This is a genomic window from Sphingobacterium psychroaquaticum (assembly GCF_004421025.1).
Lineage (GTDB): Bacteria > Bacteroidota > Bacteroidia > Sphingobacteriales > Sphingobacteriaceae > Sphingobacterium > Sphingobacterium psychroaquaticum.
Map to the genome: position 1 here is coordinate 3,924,059 of NZ_CP038029.1, position 17,339 is coordinate 3,941,397.

General features: G+C 40.6%; 18 protein-coding genes and 1 tRNA gene. 12 read left to right on the forward strand and 7 right to left on the reverse strand.

The features are described 5' to 3' along the window. Positions 1-18: 18 nt before the first annotated feature. The 5 genes from tsaE to E2P86_RS16200 all read left to right on the forward strand — a co-directional run bounded on the left by tsaE (position 19) and on the right by E2P86_RS16200 (position 3,844). Positions 19-429 (forward strand): tRNA (adenosine(37)-N6)-threonylcarbamoyltransferase complex ATPase subunit type 1 TsaE, encoded by a 411-nt coding sequence (gene tsaE, locus E2P86_RS16180; RefSeq protein ID WP_085473225.1) that lies wholly within the window; start codon positions 19-21, stop codon positions 427-429. A 60-nt stretch (positions 430-489) separates the two neighbouring features. Then, complete coding sequence (locus tag E2P86_RS16185) at positions 490-1,038, forward strand: RNA polymerase sigma factor (RefSeq protein WP_085473226.1); 549 nt, start codon at positions 490-492, stop codon at positions 1,036-1,038. After that, positions 1,035-1,838: a hypothetical protein gene (locus E2P86_RS16190; protein WP_085473227.1), complete on the forward strand. Its 804-nt coding sequence runs from the start codon at positions 1,035-1,037 to the stop codon at positions 1,836-1,838. Before E2P86_RS16185 ends, E2P86_RS16190 begins: the two co-directional genes overlap by 4 nt. A gap of 33 nt (positions 1,839-1,871) precedes the next feature. Continuing rightward, the gene (locus tag E2P86_RS16195; RefSeq protein ID WP_134433754.1) at positions 1,872-2,702 is read left to right on the forward strand and encodes an outer membrane beta-barrel protein; all 831 of its coding nucleotides are present in this window, start codon (positions 1,872-1,874) and stop codon (positions 2,700-2,702) included. Positions 2,703-2,794: 92 nt separating this feature from the next. Continuing rightward, complete coding sequence (locus tag E2P86_RS16200; protein WP_134433755.1) at positions 2,795-3,844, forward strand: ABC transporter ATP-binding protein; 1,050 nt, start codon at positions 2,795-2,797, stop codon at positions 3,842-3,844. On the opposite strand, the gene E2P86_RS16205 is transcribed toward E2P86_RS16200, so the two are convergent. Genes E2P86_RS16205 through E2P86_RS16215 form a run of 3 tightly spaced genes read right to left on the reverse strand, consistent with a single transcriptional unit; the run spans position 3,845 to position 6,445 of the window. Then, positions 3,845-4,360 (reverse strand): TlpA family protein disulfide reductase, encoded by a 516-nt coding sequence (locus E2P86_RS16205; RefSeq protein WP_134433756.1) that lies wholly within the window; start codon positions 4,358-4,360, stop codon positions 3,845-3,847. It abuts the gene before it with no gap. A gap of 17 nt (positions 4,361-4,377) precedes the next feature. Further along, on the reverse strand, positions 4,378-5,229 hold the full coding sequence (locus E2P86_RS16210; RefSeq protein ID WP_134433757.1) for an alpha/beta hydrolase: 852 nt from the start codon (positions 5,227-5,229) through the stop codon (positions 4,378-4,380). A 4-nt stretch (positions 5,230-5,233) separates the two neighbouring features. Continuing rightward, complete coding sequence (locus E2P86_RS16215) at positions 5,234-6,445, reverse strand: alanine dehydrogenase (protein WP_134433758.1); 1,212 nt, start codon at positions 6,443-6,445, stop codon at positions 5,234-5,236. Between the two features lie 127 nt (positions 6,446-6,572). Between E2P86_RS16215 and E2P86_RS16220 the strand changes: the two genes are divergently transcribed. From E2P86_RS16220 to ytxJ, 6 genes are all read left to right on the forward strand, one after another. After that, entirely contained in the window at positions 6,573-8,495 is a 1,923-nt protein-coding gene (locus E2P86_RS16220) for a polysaccharide biosynthesis protein (RefSeq protein WP_085473232.1), read from the forward strand. A gap of 87 nt (positions 8,496-8,582) precedes the next feature. Further along, complete coding sequence (locus tag E2P86_RS16225) at positions 8,583-9,248, forward strand: tetratricopeptide repeat protein (RefSeq protein ID WP_085473233.1); 666 nt, start codon at positions 8,583-8,585, stop codon at positions 9,246-9,248. 83 nt (positions 9,249-9,331) lie between these two features. Next, positions 9,332-9,820 (forward strand): 6,7-dimethyl-8-ribityllumazine synthase, encoded by a 489-nt coding sequence (gene ribH, locus E2P86_RS16230; RefSeq protein WP_134433759.1) that lies wholly within the window; start codon positions 9,332-9,334, stop codon positions 9,818-9,820. A gap of 27 nt (positions 9,821-9,847) precedes the next feature. Then, complete coding sequence (locus tag E2P86_RS18335) at positions 9,848-9,976, forward strand: hypothetical protein (RefSeq protein ID WP_262708587.1); 129 nt, start codon at positions 9,848-9,850, stop codon at positions 9,974-9,976. Between the two features lie 5 nt (positions 9,977-9,981). Next, a complete protein-coding gene (locus E2P86_RS16235) occupies positions 9,982-10,713 on the forward strand; it encodes a hypothetical protein (protein ID WP_134433760.1) in 732 nt (243 codons plus the stop codon). 1 nt (position 10,714) lies between these two features. After that, complete coding sequence (gene ytxJ, locus E2P86_RS16240) at positions 10,715-11,044, forward strand: bacillithiol system redox-active protein YtxJ (RefSeq protein WP_134433761.1); 330 nt, start codon at positions 10,715-10,717, stop codon at positions 11,042-11,044. Here the strand turns inward: ytxJ and E2P86_RS16245 are convergent. Beyond that, positions 11,034-13,520 carry a beta-N-acetylhexosaminidase gene (locus tag E2P86_RS16245; RefSeq protein WP_134433762.1) on the reverse strand — a complete coding sequence of 829 codons (2,487 nt, stop codon included), beginning with the start codon at positions 13,518-13,520 and terminating at the stop codon, positions 11,034-11,036. The two genes, ytxJ and E2P86_RS16245, sit on opposite strands and share 11 nt — an antisense overlap. A 184-nt stretch (positions 13,521-13,704) precedes the next feature. On the opposite strand from E2P86_RS16245, the gene E2P86_RS16250 reads away from it, so the two are divergent. Further along, positions 13,705-13,776: transfer RNA gene (locus E2P86_RS16250), tRNA-Glu, on the forward strand. A 63-nt stretch (positions 13,777-13,839) separates the two neighbouring features. Here E2P86_RS16250 and E2P86_RS16255 read toward each other — a convergent pair. The 3 genes from E2P86_RS16255 to E2P86_RS16265 form a co-directional block, all read right to left on the reverse strand. Then, positions 13,840-14,538: a hypothetical protein gene (locus E2P86_RS16255; protein WP_134433763.1), complete on the reverse strand. Its 699-nt coding sequence runs from the start codon at positions 14,536-14,538 to the stop codon at positions 13,840-13,842. A 213-nt stretch (positions 14,539-14,751) separates the two neighbouring features. Further along, positions 14,752-16,095, reverse strand: a complete 1,344-nt coding sequence (locus E2P86_RS16260) for a TlpA family protein disulfide reductase (RefSeq protein ID WP_240775529.1) — start codon at positions 16,093-16,095, stop codon at positions 14,752-14,754. Positions 16,096-16,107: 12 nt separating this feature from the next. Beyond that, on the reverse strand, positions 16,108-17,334 hold the full coding sequence (locus tag E2P86_RS16265; RefSeq protein WP_134433764.1) for a thioredoxin family protein: 1,227 nt from the start codon (positions 17,332-17,334) through the stop codon (positions 16,108-16,110). Between the last annotated feature and the right edge of the window lie 5 nt (positions 17,335-17,339).

Genomic DNA, 17,339 nt, shown 5'->3' on the forward strand with positions numbered 1-17,339 from the left:
TTTCCTGTATATTTGGGCATGGAGATTATCGTACATGACCTAACCGAGCTTGACGCGGCTGCAGCACAACTTATACAACACTTTAAAGACGATCGTGTTTTTCTTTTTTACGGAAACATGGGGGCTGGCAAGACTACTTTTGTTAATGCAATATGCAAGGCACTTGGTGTCATCGACAGCACCTCCAGCCCGACTTTTTCTATTGTCAATGAATACCAGTCTCCGGTAGGTGCCTTATATCACTTCGACTTTTACAGACTCAAGACAGAAGAAGAAGCGCTTGACCTCGGATATGAAGAATACTTTTATTCGACGCAATACTGTTTCGTCGAATGGCCAGAAAAAATACCCAACCTCCTCCCTACGGATGCTCGAAAGGTACATATTGAAGTCCTTTCACCCACCTCACGAAAAATAATTGTAAAATAATTTTACCTCCGTGCAACCTTTCTGCAACGAGTGCCGTCTTGCTAGTATAAGACCTATAAATTGGAAAATGTTAACTTAGATATAATATGGAATGGATGCCTCGTGGGGGATCGCAAGGCGCAGTTTGAATTGTATCAACAGTTTTCTGCCAAGATGTTTGGAGTGTGTCTCCGCTATGCACAAAGTAGCGATGAGGCGGAGGATATTCTACAAACAGGTTTTATTAAAGTATTTTCAAAATGCAAGCTGTACGACAGCAAAGGCTCTTTGGAAGGATGGATTCGTCGCATCATGGTCAACACTGCCATCGAGGCGCACCGCAGAAATAAGGTTGCTTTCTTAGAAAGCCTCAACGAACAACACCACTTTATTGAAACCAATAGTGGCTCTAGCGATGAAAACATCCACTACCAAGATCTCCTTCGCCTAGTGACAACGCTGCCGATAGGTTATCGTACCGTATTTAACATGTATGCTATCGAAGGCTATTCGCATAAAGAAATCGCAGCGATGCTTGATATTAGTGAAGGCAATTCAAAATCACAACTTTCAAGAGCGCGCCAATGGTTAAAAGATAAATTAGTGCAAATCGAAAACTTAACGTCATGAACGATAAAGATCTAGATAAGCTTTTTCGAGAACGGCTAACTGGTGTTGAACCTCAACCGTCATCTCGTGTCTGGGAAAATATTGAAGCAGAGCTTGATGCAACGAGTGGCTCATCCAAGGTTCGGAAATTAACGTGGTTAAAGTACGCAGCGGCAGCTGTTGCCGTGGTAGGGATTGGTGTTGCCTTATATGTACAACCCGTCGAGATGGACAGCAAGGTCGCAAAGATAGAAGCACAAAAAGAAAGATCCGATGTAAATATACCGACCACCTCTCAGACGACCCAACAAGCAAAGCTTGATGACACAAATGAGCAACAGAAGGTAGAAACGTTAAATCGGGTTCCACAACCAAGCTCTAAGCAACAGACCGTTGAACGCTTCGCGCAGGTGGATATGAGAAAAGAAAAACAACAAACCGTCGTTTCGAGTTCAGAAAGTGCACATCAATCATCGGTTGATGTTGAAACAAAAAAAGAACAAGTTTCTCTCGCAAAAATAGCATTGGCAGCTGTTGATATTCAACCGCAAAAAGCAACATCTACTCAAGCATATGTAACCTACCAAACGGTAGAGGTAGCTCCCATACGACCGCTCATTGATATTGTTGAAAATGAAGAAACTATGCTTGCTTCAGGAAAGCAGAAAAAAGAAGGCCTCGTTTCTGGACTTTTAAATAAGATATCGGGCGCCCTGAGTAGTGATGAAGAAGGACCAATACGCTTCAGTAATGACGAAGAAGGCTCATTTCGACTTGACATAAACAATGGCTACGCAAAAAACAGATTAAAAAGGAGATAAATATTTCAATTAGAAACCGTAATTATCAGAACTATGAAAATATCGCATAAACATATCGCACTACCTTTAATGGCGTTAACGATGCTATACACCGGCCGTGCAATAGCACAAGAGGAAAATAAAACAACAACAGTTATCACAACGACGACCAAGACGGACTCTGTAAAAAGCGAAGAAAAACAGGTGAAAATCAACGTTTCTGTAGGAAAACAAGATTACGATGACCGAGGTAAAGAGATTAAATATCCTCGCATTTTCGGCGGATTAACATTTACACGAATTGACTGGGGCTTCTCCAGACTCATAGACAATGGTAGCTTTACCCTTTCTGATGAGAATAAATTTCTAGAGTATGGCAAAGCCTCCAACTTTGGTTTCGATGTCGCTCAGTTTGGAGTACGAACAGGCGATGCGACCAAAGTTTATATCTCTACTGGTTTTGAGTGGAATTACCTCCGTCTGAAAAAGAATGTTGTTTTAGATCCCGACGCGACACCATTGGCATACACGGAATCTGATATAGCCTATAAAAAGAATATCCTCACAAGCACGTACCTGAGAGTACCATTAACTTTCGAGTGGCGTAGCCGAAAAAACCATAAAGGAGATCGTGCGAAGATTGCGGTAGGTGCAATGACGGGTGTTCTTCTGAAAGGTTCACAGCGACTAAAAAGCAGTGAAATGGGCAAGCAGGGCTTTAGAGATAACTACAATTTAGCGAGCTTTCAGTATGGTGCATTTGCTCGTGTAGGATTTGGCTCCATGGCTTTGTTCACAAAATACTACTTTAATGATATGTTCGAGAACAGCCCAGATCAAAAGAACCTGAACAACCTAACTTTTGGCTTAACGCTAGGCTTTTAACCAACACCGCGAAGACCATATCACCTTCCTTCGCCGATAAAAATATTAATGCTTATTTTTGTGCCGGACACTATAGTCCGGCACTTTAGTTTATGGCGAATCAACCTTCTTCTTGTCAATATATCCCTTCTGATGTACAACGTAATGACGTATCTCTTATACATGGAGAATCTCTATCTCATGTCTTCGAGGCAAAAAATAACATTGTCGCTGTAGACAAAGTAAATTTCGCCATTGAGGAGGGAAAGATAACGGCTATAATTGGAGAGTCCGGTAGCGGGAAGAGTACACTTCTAAAGCTTATCTATGGGCTGCTAGAGCCTTCAATGGGTGAGGTCCGCTATAAAGGTTGGTTGGTTCCTACACGAAAGGATAAGTTAATCCCCGGACACGATGCAATGAAATTGGTTTCTCAGGGATTCGACGACCTTAATCTTTATGCAAAAGTATGGGATAATATAGCCTCTCAACTCCCCAATACAAATTTGGAGCGTAAACGATCTAAAACAGAGGAAACGCTAGAGAAATTAAAGATTTCACATCTATCGCAACAACGTATTGCTGATCTAAGTGGCGGAGAGAAACAACGTGTTGCTATTGCGCGCGCATTAATCAACGAACCAGAGGTGCTCTTAATGGATGAACCTTTTAATCAAGTTGATGCAGCATTTCGCGATGCGTTGCAGCAAGATATTCGACTTATTGTCGAAGAAACCGGACTCACGATTATCTTGGTGTCTCACGACCCAAGTGAAGTACTAGCTATGGCCGATAGTCTTATCGTCATGAAGGAAGCAAAGATTTTAGAACAAGGAAGTCCCGACATCTTATATTACACGCCACAAAACAGCTACACCGCACAGTTACTGGCAAAAAGTAATATTCTGACTCCGCGTGAAGCGGCCACCTTGGGGATAGATTCCATGATTAAAATTGCAATACATCAAGAAGATATTGACTATCGTATAGACGCCGAAGCAACATTTTGGATAAAAGATATTCGATTTAGAGGTTTTTACAAGGAGCTGATTCTCACAGATGGAGCACTAAATTTACATGTCATAAATTACCCCATTGAAAAAATAGAAAAAGGCACCAAGGTCGCAATAACAATCAAAAGACATACCGCCATCCAGAACTAACTATTTATTCAAGCTCTTTTCGATCAGTTGAATTAAACCAGAAAACTCGTTCTCCGTGTAACCAATAGATTGATAGATAATCTTACCTGTTTTATCGACCAAAACATTTCGTGGTATCTGTGATTCAGCAAAAAGACTAAAGACTTCTCTTTTCATATCGGGATAGAAAGGAAATGTATAGTTATTTTTAGATGCGAATGGATCTAGTTTATCCCATCCCTCCTCACGGGCTAAGACCATAACAGCGAAATCATCACGGCCACCCCATTTCTCCCATACCTCCTTTTGCATACGCGGTAACTCTTGTCGACATGGCGGACACCAAGTCGCAAAGAAATTAATCAATACGACCTTCCCTTTTAGATCACTAATATTGACCTTCTTTCCTTCTTTATTCGTAACGTGGAATGCCGGAACTTGTTCGTTTACCTTTACTTTCCATGCTTGCGCTGAAGCGCCCTGAAAAAACAGGGTTATGAGCAATGTAAAAACACCGCTGCGGAATATATTTTTCATACTTTTTTTGATTTTAACTACTCACTATCTACTTTCTCTAGCCACTCGAACATCGCGTCAGCCCATTTTCTAGAATCTGTCGCATTGTTCAGACCAAATCCATGCCCCCCCGTATCATAAATAAAAACATCATTTTTCACCCCACTCCGGCGAAGACCTTCCTGATAAAGCATCGCGTTTTCAAAAGCAACGGCTTTATCGTCTTTCGCATGAACCAAGAAGGTGGGCGGTGTACCCTTATTCACCTGCTTGTCCAGCGAAAAGTATGTGATATCCGCTGCAGCAGGTTGTGCTCCTAACAAATTGTTTTTTGATCCCTTATGTGTATAGGCGTCTTCCATCGAAATAACAGGATAGACTAATACAGAAAAATCCGGCCGTAAGGGTATCTGTTTAATATTCTCGATTTTAACATCATCAAAATGCGTCGATAATGTGGCCGCCAGGTGTCCCCCTGCTGAAAATCCCAGTACACCTACTTCCTCTAGCTCATAATGAGTTCGAATAAATTGCATCGCCCGCTGTGCATCCTGTAACGGACCATATTTTCGATCGACCATAGTTGCATCTTTTGGTAATCGGTAGTAGAGAACAAAAGCGTTATATCCGTGCGCATTAAAAGCTTTTGCGACATCGTGTCCTTCATGTTGCAAAGCTACACGCGCATAGCCGCCACCAGGAATGATAAGCACGGCTTTCTTTGAAACGATACCATCATATTTATACAGAACTGGCGTATCTTCTTCAGACAGACTCGATACGTCCTGTTTACTGTTTGGAATTTCAGTAGGGTAAAGCACAATCTTCTCTTGCGCTAGCAAATAATAACTCATAGTAACGAAACACAAAAAAGAAAATAATCTTTTCATAAAATTATTGATTGGCAACGATAATCAGGTTTAGGTCTTTAGATGGTAGATTAAACTTATCAGCAACGTCTTTATTTGTCAACATTCCTTGATAGAGATATATAGCACTTCGAATACATTGATCGGACCAGATTTTATTATTCATTCCTCCAACCTCCCCAATTTGAAGCAACAGGGGCGTAAAAATATTTGTTAAGGCATAGGTTGCCGTACGCGCCACACGCGATGCAATATTTGGAACGCAGTAGTGAATCACATCGTATTTTCTAAAAACCGGTCGATCATGCGAAGTTACTTCTGAAGTTTCAAAACAGCCTCCCTGATCTATACTAACATCAATCAACACCGAATTAGGCTTCATATGCGACACAGTTTCTTCTGAAATAATACACGGAGACCGTCCATTTGTCGCACGCAATGCTCCAATAACAACATCACAAGACTTCACCGCTTTATTCAAAACCAACGGCTGAATAACAGATGTAAAAACACGACTACCGACATTATTCTGTAACCGCCTTAACCGGTAAACCGAACTATCAAACACCTTAACCTGTGCGCCTAAAGCAATTGCTGTCCGCGCAGCATACTCGCCCACTGTCCCAGCCCCAATGATCACCATTTCGGTTGGAGGGACACCAGTGACCCCGCCCAACATTAACCCTTTTCCTTCAAAAATATTACTCAAATACTCCGCTGCGATAAGGACCGAGGTCGCCCCAACAATCTCACTCATCGCACGTACTACAGTCAAATGTCCGCCTTCGTCTTTTAGATATTCGTATGAAAGTGCTGTAATTTGCTTTTTCATCAAAGCCTGAAGTATCGGCAGTTCCATTAAAGATGGTTGATGCGAGGACATCAACACTTGTTTCGGACGCAACAAACCAACCTCTTCCAAAGTAGGGCTCGCTATTTTAATGACAATATCACTTTGGAACACTTCTGCTTTGTCGTACGAAATACGAGCGCCCTGCTCACTATAATGCCGGTCCAAGAAATTAGACGATTCGCCGGCTCCTGCCTCAATCACGACTTCATGACCATGCTCCACCAAAAGCGCAACAGAAAGTGGCGTTAACGGGATCCTCTTTTCTTGGAGAGACAGCTCCTTTGGTACGCCAATTTTAAGTGAGTATTTACCCTTCCTTATCGCGGCTAAAGACTCTTGTGGCTGAAAAACCCCTTTCTGTGCAATCTTGGTAATATCATTCATGTTACTTACCCTGTTCTATTTTCGGATTATACATCAGTGAATTTAGACATAATTCTCCATATTTACATCGGTGCGTAATTAAATACATTTTTTTTGTATAAATTTACATAAGTGTAATATCGTATAGATGCAGAAATTTCCCATTTTTAACCAAATTGGCATTGTCCCGCGTTGGACAATCTTTTTTTGTGACTTAACCATCGCCGCTATAGCTTTCGTCTTTGCTTATGCGGTCTTCTATTCGTTTAACCTAAACGCCTACAGCAGAGTGAATTTTGCCGTAGAGATGATTCACTGTTTAACGATAACATCCATTTCTTTTTTTGTATTTCGACTCTATTCAGGAATTGTACGCTATACGAGTGCCGTGGATTCTATTCGTATCCTGTCGACACTCTTATTCAATATCATCATCCTATTTGCAATCAAGCTTATCTTCATTGCATTGCGCATCCCTTCGGTCTTACCGACAAACCTGATCATTATTTATAGTCTGTTTGCATTTACCGGATTAACGACCTACCGAACACTCATCAAGATCTTTTTCCAATACTCTAAAACACGTGGAGCAGACAAAAAAAATATTGCAGTTTTTGGGGCGGGCGATTTAGGGATAGCCGTGAAACGTACATTTGACCACGATTCCAAATCTAACAAAGTAATTGTGGCCTACTTGGATGATAGCGACAGTAAAATTGGAAAATCTATTGATGGCGTAAAGATCTATGACAGCGCAAGCTTGAACGACCTGATTGATAAACTCGCTATTGACGAGCTTATTTTTGCCACACACAACCTGAGCCTAGAACGCAAAGAGCAAATTGTTGAAACCTGTCTCGACAAGAACGTAAACGCGCTGACCTTGCCACCAGTAAACGAAATCATCAATGGAAATATAACCGTCAGCCAAATTAAAAAGGTTAAAATTGAAGACCTCTTAGAGCGTGCTCCAATTAAACTCTCGCACGAGAATATCTTGGACCAACTTGAAGGGAAACGCATTCTGGTCACGGGAGCAGCAGGTTCTATTGGAAGTGAGATTGCCAAACAGCTGGGAAAATTTAAGCCCCAATTGATTATTCTTTGTGACCAAGCAGAATCGCCTCTACACAACTTACATCTCGACCTCCAAGATCGTTTTAAACATCAAGCATACCATTCCTTTATTGCTGATGTTAAAAACGAAGAACGAATGCGTACACTATTTGAAACATTCAAACCCCAGTACGTCTACCATGCGGCAGCCTACAAACATGTCCCTGTGATGGAAAACCATCCGGTAGAAGGTGTTCAAACGAATATTAGAGGAACGTTTACCTTAGCTAATTTGGCCGTTGAATATGGGGTCTCCAAGTTTGTTTTTGTATCTACGGATAAAGCCGTAAACCCTACAAATGTAATGGGCGCGACGAAACGGATTGCGGAAATATATGTCCAATCATTGAATAATCGAATCTTTGAGCAAAACAACGAATTTAAAACCCGTTTTATCACGACTCGATTTGGGAATGTATTGGGTTCTAATGGGTCCGTTATCCCGCGTTTTAGAGAGCAAATAGAAAAAGGCGGTCCTTTAACAGTAACCCATCCAGAGATTACCCGTTACTTTATGACGATTCCAGAATCCTGTCAGCTCGTAATAGAAGCTGGATGTATGGGCAATGGCGGCGAGATTTTTGTGTTTGACATGGGTAAGTCGGTAAAAATTGTTGATCTTGCGGAGAAAATGATAAAACTGTCCGGCTTTACACCATACCAGGATATAGATATTAAATTCACCGGACTACGTCCCGGTGAGAAACTATACGAAGAGCTTCTCAATGACTTAGAGAATACCTTACCGACACATCATCAAAAAATCATGATTGCGAAGGTGAGAGATAATAATTTCGATGAAGTATGCGCCTTAATCGACCGCTTATTCGAAATTGCAAAATCGAATAATAGTTTAGATATTGTTCGACAAATGAAATGTATTGTCCCCGAATTTAAAAGTCAAAATTCCATCTACGAGCAGCTTGATGTAGAGCGGACACCTACAACTAACTGATATAAAGCAGAGAATTTTCATTTAAAGTTGCAATAAATTTTTAAAAGTGTAATTTTGCGTTCCATATTAATAATACGATAATAACAAATGTCAAACATTAATGTAAATCCAATCGAACCTAAAAAAACTGGTTCATTTTTTCAGGACAACCAAAAAAGTATAACCTTCATCGTTGGCGGTATCGTGGTCTTGATATTGCTTTATTTAGGTTATCAGAAACTATATCTAGAGCCACGCGCAGAGAAAGCAGCGAATCAGCTGTATAAAGCGGAAGAATATGTTATGATCGACTCTCTACAAGCTAAAGCAATCAGTGGAGACGGTTCTTTCTTAGGTTTCAAAGAAATTGCAGACGAATACTCGAATACGAAGTCAGCAAATATTGCAAATGCATACTTAGGAGGACTATACTTACGTCAAGGTAACTACCAAGAAGCGATTAAGTATCTTCAAAAATACAGTAACACAGGAAGTGAAATCTTAGACCCACTTGTCATCGGCCTTATCGGTGATGCCTACTCAGAATCCAAAGACTACAAAGCTGCTGCCGATCAATACAAGCGCGCTGCAGAAAAGGCTAAGAACTCTTACACTACACCTTTGTTCCTTAAAAAATTAGGTTTAGTTTACGAAGCATTGGAGGATTTCAAAAATGCGGAACAAACATACCAATCTATTAAAACAGATTATCCAGAGAGCCCAGAAGCAAATCTAGTGGATGGACTTATTGCTCGAGCGAAAGCAAAGCAATAATATAAAATTCAATTACTTTTAGTGAAGGAGATGCCAAAAACATCTCCTTCTTTTATGAACAATGTTTTATTTATCTTTGCGCCATGTCAAGTAGCTTAAAAAATTTATCCGATTTTTCACATATTAAAGTCGGCAATGCAGAGGGATTGAAATTTGCAATCGTTGTATCACAATGGAACGCTCAGGTAACTGGCGCCCTCCTAAATGGTGCTATTGCAGGTCTTGTGAACCATGGTGCACAGGAAAGTGATATTGATATCATCGAAGTACCGGGCAGTTACGAGCTTATCGCGGGTGCAGATATTGGTTTTCGCAACCCAGGCTTTGATGCCGTAATCTGCTTAGGGTGTATTATTCAAGGCGAAACTCGTCACTTTGACTTTATCTGTGATGCCGTAGGTCACGGTGTGGCAAACGTAGGAATCAAATACAATAAACCAGCTATCTTTGGCGTTTTGACTACAGATAACTTGGAGCAAGCCCTCGACAGAGCGGGTGGTAAACATGGAAATAAAGGGGAGGAAGCTGCTATTACGGCAATTCAAATGGCGCTGATTAGTAAACGGTACTAATGGTACTATTTTTGTAAAACAAAGCTTATGAAACGTTTTCTACTCCTATCTATTGGTCTTCTTTTTTTAGGAGCCACTCTTTTTTCCGCTTGTGCTCCGCAGGAGAAGTGTGCTGCTTACAGCACCTATCCGAAGAAAAAAAGTAGAACGAAGTAAACAGAATGAGAAAAATTCTCCCCATTATAGTCTTCCTTTTAGCTTTTGGCAGCTTATCCATCGTCAATGCTCAAACAGCACAAAGTGGGAGCATAGCAAGTTTATGGAAAGGTGTTGGCGGTAAAAGTAAATGGAATGCAACAGATTTCATCTTATTTACCGCCAATGGCAACGATGCCCATTATCTACAGAATGGCAGACGGTTTCTGATTAATAAAAAAACAGGAGAGTGCCGCTTTGAAGGACGAACAATGAACAATCAAAACATAGTCGTCCTTTTCAACTATAAAACAGAGAAATTACTGCGTTATTTCGTCAACGGTAAGGAGGAAAAGAAACACGATGTTGATATCCTTACATCCTTTAAACAGGTAAACGAGCAATTTCTTCGGGACGCTTCGCTATTATTTCTCCCCACGTTAATGGATAGACCGGATACACGAGTTGGCAAGGTGAGCTCCAAGATAATTAATGCAGAGAAGCTGCATGCCGTTTCCTTCCAGCTAAAAGATAATTTTATTGCTGGCGATATGTTATTTAATGCCGATGATGGTTTTATTCGGCAGCTCATAGACAAAGAAGGAAATGCTTTTTATGTTAATGGCTATAAGGATATTGGTGGCGGTCTATTCCTCCCAACAATATTCAAAAACCTACAACACGCCGATCGAAATACAACATTCACCACCGTTGCTGCATTTACCGATATGGAAGCGGCAAAATTTGAAAATTTATAAAATGAACTGGGAATCTCTTCAATCGCTTGATCAATTACAGAATCTGGCATCAAGCAATCGTCCTTTTGTCGTCTTTAAACATAGTACACGTTGCTCTGTAAGCAGCATGGCCAAAAGAAGTTTGGAGTTTGATTTCGACCAGCTTCCAGCGGGCGCTGTAATCTATTTTTTAGACCTTATTGCTTTACGGGATATATCTAATTTTATTGCCGAACACTGGGCTGTAAAACACGAATCTCCCCAGCTGTTAGTGCTTCAGGGAGATTCATGCTTGTACCATGCTTCGCATCAAGATATTGAACTGAGCGAGGTCTTGTCTTTTATTTCGTAAAAACGGTCGGCAGACTCGTTCTGCCATCTTCACCTACAGTGACAAAGGTTGCAACTTGTCCTTTCTTTAACGCGAAAGGAGCATCATATTTTGCACTTGCTGCTGTCGGCATCCGACCATCTGTCGTATAATATATAGCAAAACCGGGGTATTCTGCATTCGCATGAAGTTTTCCTTCTATTTCTTTAAGACCAACAGCCGGCAAACGAAACTTAACAGTAGAGGCAATTTTTTTCAATTCATTATTCCCAACTTTGTTTATAAACTGACTGTAGTCTTTATCGAATGCCATTAAGGAGAAAGCATTATCGCCTTCGTAATCTTTACGAGGAGACCAAGCGCGTTCTGCCAGAGCGAAAAGACGAGGGAAGAGCATATAATCACTCCGTTCTACGGTTTGAATTGTCTCCGCCCATAAGCCTCCTTTTATCCCCACCAAATTCTTCCGTCCCTCTTCTGTCAGGCGAACGCTGTTATTAAAATGGCCTTTAGGGAACTTAGCTCCATTTATACTATATTCAATCGTAGAAAAGAAATGTTCGGGCAAGAAAGTATAAGACTGATACAGATCTGCGTAACTCGCCCATTTCAAACCTGGCTCGTCAAAATTTGTACTCCATGCCATGTCAAAATAGTTATTGTTCGCACTGATATAAACCGTTTCATAACCAGCATTAGCCAAGCGATAAGCAAGATCCTCTTGTCCACCACCAACAAGGTTGTTCCAAACGTCGAGCTGGATATTGCCATTTTTTAACGTTGGATTTACATCCATTCCTTTTCCCTGGTTCACCATGCCCATCTCTTCCCATCCAGCCATCTGTACACCTCGTGCATGACAAAGTTCATTGATCTTTTGGATATAGTATGGCCACACCTCATAAACCGTCTTAAAATTCTCCTTGCGCATCAATTCCATTATTTTAGGTGATTTTTCCCAAACGCCATTTGGTACCTCATCGCCACCCAAAGAGACCTTTTCAAGAGTAAGCCCAGCGTCCCTATACATCTGCTTAAAATCGTCCAACACAACGCCTAAAAACGCATAAACAGACGGAAGCGCCGGGTTCATGATATTATCATTGAAATACTGCGCCGAACTGTAGACCGATTTATCATCAAAATCATGTAACAGGTACTTTTCAGCCTCGGCTTTATTTCCTTCTTTCATATACCTGTGATATCGTGCTTCCATTGCCTTAATTGAAGCGCGGGCATGTCCAGGCGTTTCAATCTCGGGCACGACGGTAATATGACGTTGCTTCGCGTATCGTAAAATCTCGATAAAATCCTGTCGCGTCAGATAGTGCCCTTTCGTTGGCTCTGCTCCCGAGCCATAGGCAGGCTGTATCGTAGAACCGTTATGAAACATTGCCGAACGATTTGCCCCCACCTCAGTAAGCTCCGGAAAGGATGGTATCGCTATACGCCAACCTTCATCGTCGATAAAATGAAAATGAAAGGTATTAAGCTTGTAATGTGACATTAAATCCAAATACTTTAGCATACTTTCTTTACCTCGAAAGTTACGAGCAATATCCAACATGAGCCCGCGATATCCATACCGCGGTTCGTCTTGGATGGAGACGAATGGTAATTGAATGGACGTAGCCTTAAAGTCGGATACCGTCAATAAGGAGCGAACAGTCTGTAACGCGTAGAAAATACCGGTTCCGGTAGAGGCCTCCATCCGTATGCCCTGACCATCGATTTCTAATCCATATGCTTCTCTTCCATAACCGGCTTTCTTCACAATCTTCAGGAGAGCATCCTCCCCTCCTTCGGTAAAGCTAATTCCAGAAAACTGGAGAGCAAACTCGTTGAGGTTAGCGATTTCGGTGTAAAAAGCTTCATCAACACGATATGAAACAGCTCCTTGTAGAGTAAGTTGTCCTTTTTTCTGTTGTATACTTTTAGGTGTCGGCAATATTAATTTACTATCGCTAGCTTGGTCACGTGCCTGGATCTTGTCGTATAGCTTCTCCCAAAATAGATTTTGATCTGCTGCGGTTCCTTTAATTTTAGCCGCCTGTAGCGGTATATTATAATGTTTGGAGTGATCTACACGATCTTGGTAATAAAAACCATTCGGAACCGTTGATACATTCACAATTGGATACTTTGAAGCATAGGTCATAACAATGGAGTCCTTAGCTTTCAACTGTGTCCCATCTGCAAAACGAATGCAAAAGAGATTCCCATTCTTATCGCTTAATTCAAACTTGCTATCTTTCTTTTCAACAAGTGGAAAAATAGTATTGAACCAGATATCTCCCCTGTCAAGTTGCACCGTCTTATTTTTCGTATTTTTAAGTACTAAAACCAAATCGAGATTATCCTTACCATTATAATTTTCAGAGGCACGCCACGATATTTCGAATTGATCTTTCTGAACCTGCGCATGTATAGGTTCTAATATAGAAATAGCCATAATAGAGGAAAGGAATAATTTAATACCAAGAAATGATTTGCACATGATGGTTATAATTTGATTGTTCTAAAATAATAAAATTTTTTAATTATTCGAGATCGCGAGTAAACGCATAGTAAGGCTGTTAATCTAACTTTAACTCCATTAAATCAACTTTTATAAACTTTTTTGAAAAAAGTTTTGCAAAATGAATTAACCTTTCTATATTTGCACACCGAAACAGGAAAACGGCCCGTTCGTCTAGGGGTTAGGACGCAAGATTTTCATTCTTGAAACAGGGGTTCGATTCCCCTACGGGCTACAAAAAGCGACTTCAAAAGAAGTCGCTTTTTTTTGTTAAAGGTTATTGTTTGAGAGTATGGTGTTAAAATAATTGGGTACCATATTCACTTGCAGTGTCCTGCTTCTTAATATCATTATACATTTTGACATAATTAATAAACACCGTACTAGTAAGCTTCTTCTCATTTTCAAGTTGCATTAATAGTTCTGGAGCATTAGGCATAAAATCCTTCAAACTGGCTATAATGCGATCTTTAGACATTCCGCCCATCAAAAATCCTCCTTGACTTTTAAGTACAAGCACTTCATTTTGCGATTTTTTAAATATATAATACTGGGGAGGGCTCGTAACGCCTCCTATTGGGGCACCTCCTGGCACTACACTTGCCCTGCCTGGGGTCGTGGTTCCTCCTTCACCATAAACAATAATATCTCCATCCGCACATACTTCCAAAAAGGACAATATGCCCTCAGATCGTGCACGATCATAAATGCGATATTTCTTCGGTTCCGATCCAGGTATTTTAACTTTTCCATCTAAGACATGCGTAGGTGCAAATAGAGTTTGACTTTTTGCATCAAAAGCACGAAATACCTCTCTAACTCCAAAACTTTTCTTTTTTCCATCAACCTTAAATTTTACAACTCTAGCATTACTTGAGACAAACTCACCATATATCGTATCACTCTTTGGTGTAATAATATAGCTTACGTCTGTCTGGGTAAAGGCCCTACTAAAGAATAGAATAAAGAAGACCACTAAAAGGTTTATTTTTTTCATAGTTGAAATGTTTTTGAAATGGCCGAATATACATGTAATAACTTACAAAACAAGGCTCATTACCGATCAACCATATGTTCCAAGTAGCTATACTAAATCTGGATCAGACAATTTCAGGTATACATCGTTAGATGTTCAGGATTAATACTCAGTGAGATTCTGTGCATTAATATGAACCCCACTTCACCTTAATAGTTATATGGGGTTCAAACACTATTTCTTCAACCACTCCTCAATTAACGTCTTGAGTTTGGGATCTGACGGTCGTGGGCTATCGGCGGAAATTAGATTTCCATTCTTATCTATCAAAATGTATCGCGGAATACTATTTACTGCATAAGCAGTAGACAAGGGGTTTCCGACGCCTGCGTGGAGTTGAATTCCTTTTAAGTGTTTAGTCTTTACATACTCCTCCCACTTTGGTTTATCCTGATCTGTAGAAATTCCAACAAACGCTACCGCTTGGTTCTTGAATTCCTCGTTCAATTTTTCCCAATGTGGTTCTTCCGCACGACATGGACCACACCATGTTGCCCATAAATCCAATAGAACAACTTTTCCTTTCAGATCATTTAACCCTACAACTTTTCCTTCGACATCCGGAAATTTAAACTGAAATGCAGGCACGCCTGTTTTTGTTTCCACCAACTTAGTTTCCACCGCTAGAGCACGCTGCTGTTGTTCTGGCAACAGAAAGTATTTCTTATATTGGTCGTTCATTTCTTGGAAATCATTGTATGAACGAGCCCCCTCGAGACGTTGTAAAATATATTGTCCTTTCAACACATCCGAAGGAATTGCAGCGATCTGCTCATCGAGCTCCGGCATTTTCCCAGAAGGCATCTTACGGAACACTAAAGACGACAAAAATCGATCGCCATAAGGTAGATTCAACAAATTCTCTGTCAGATACTGGTCTGCATTAAATGACGTATAATATTCGCTCATTTCCTCCTTACTCGGATGTGCTGTACGTGGCATATAAAGATATGAAATTGCATAGTACGCAAAATCCGTTGATACGATTGTTGGGAAAAGTTTATCAAAAGTTGCATTTCCAGTCTTTACGGAATTTCCTATTCCTGCAATCTGCCCCTTCATTGCCTCTACCTCAGGAAAAAAATCCACATAGGTACTCATACCGCCAGGAGTTGTGCCTTTTACCTTGAAACTTTTCGATTTTTGGTCCCAAGCGTACAGCGCTTCATTCTCTTTACTATTCTTTCCCACCAACACGTAACCATCCTTATTCAGTGTAAGATTTAAGTCTTCATTTCCGCGAAAATAGAAACGATTAAACCCTTGCTGGCTTAAAGGGCTTCCTATGCCTATCGAATAAAACCCTTCATACTCCGGCACAAACCTAAAACCAAAGCGTCCCTTCTCATCGGGTGTAGATGTTGCTATCTCCACCAAACGACCATTCAACACTTTATACAGTCCTACTTTCTTTGCAGCCGTACCTTCCACCACTCCGGTAATATTACTCGGCGCTTGCGCATAAGTTAAAAGCGCTGTTGCAACAGCAACAAGAACAAGCATTATTTTTTTAATCATCTTAAACTTCATTTAATCCATGGTAAAACCAATCGGCTTTTTAACATCCTTTGCCTCAAAACCTGTTAATTTTTTATTTGTAATCGCCGTCCTTAACGCATCGACATCCTCCTTCTTTATGGCGAGAAACTGATAAGGCAATTTCTCATCAACAAGCGCTTCTGACACACTTTTTGCCTCCTGGAAATCGCCCAAGTAAACACAAATAAGGCTCAACTTATAAGCATCAGTAATATCTGATTTACCCGTCTTAAAGGCGGTTGCATACTCTTCTTTCAATTTTTTCAAGAATGTGGGATTATCTTTCTGGTCAATAATAATCTCGCCCAAAGCATTACTACGATGTGCCCAGCTTGGAAAAATTTCGTACTGACTCGCTAAGGAAAGATATACCTCTGCATTTTTACTCCCATTGTAATAAGAACGCACTAAATTGGGTAGAAACACCGACCATAGACGTTCATTATATACCGGGCGGATATGCTTTAAAGTCTGATGGAAACTATCCAATTGTTGCGCCTTTCCGAAAGCTTCAATACGTTGTTCGGCAGCACGATTGACCGGATTCATCAAGAGGCTACTACCGTATTTTTCCAAAAATTGAGGCAAGTTGTCATAGATACGGGTGGTAATCTCCGGACTATTAACCATAGTACTCGAAACAAAAGATACTTCATCCAAAAGATCCTTTCCCTGTAGAAAAGAAGTTAAAGAGGCTCCATCTCCCTTTTCACCACTACGCATAAAACGATAGTTGTAAGCGTCCGGATACTTTTTATCCATATCCGTATCAAAAGCTAAGAATGTACCTGCACTTTTAAGTTTTCTTGCTTTTTCGAGCAAAGGCACAAAACGACGTACTCCAAAAAAGCCTGCTTCAATCAAAATTGCTTTTCCGGAAGCATCCAGAATCACGTAGGTCGGGAAACCGCTTGCCGCATATTTACGTGCTAATTTCTTCCCATCCTCTTCCTTAAAGACATCCGTTTTATACAATAAGAAATTAGGCTCCAGCACCTTCACAACCTCGGGATCCGGAAAAACTTTATCATCCATCTCTTTACAAGGCATACACCCCTCAAAATAAAGGTCGACCAAGATCATTTTATTCTCTTTGGCCGCCTGCTTTTTGCAGTCTTCAAAAGTACCTTTAAAAACATGCTCTTGCTGTGCAAGAATTTCGTTGTTTAGCCCTACCAAAAAGCAGACAAACAACAGTTTTAACATCTTATTTTTCATTGGTT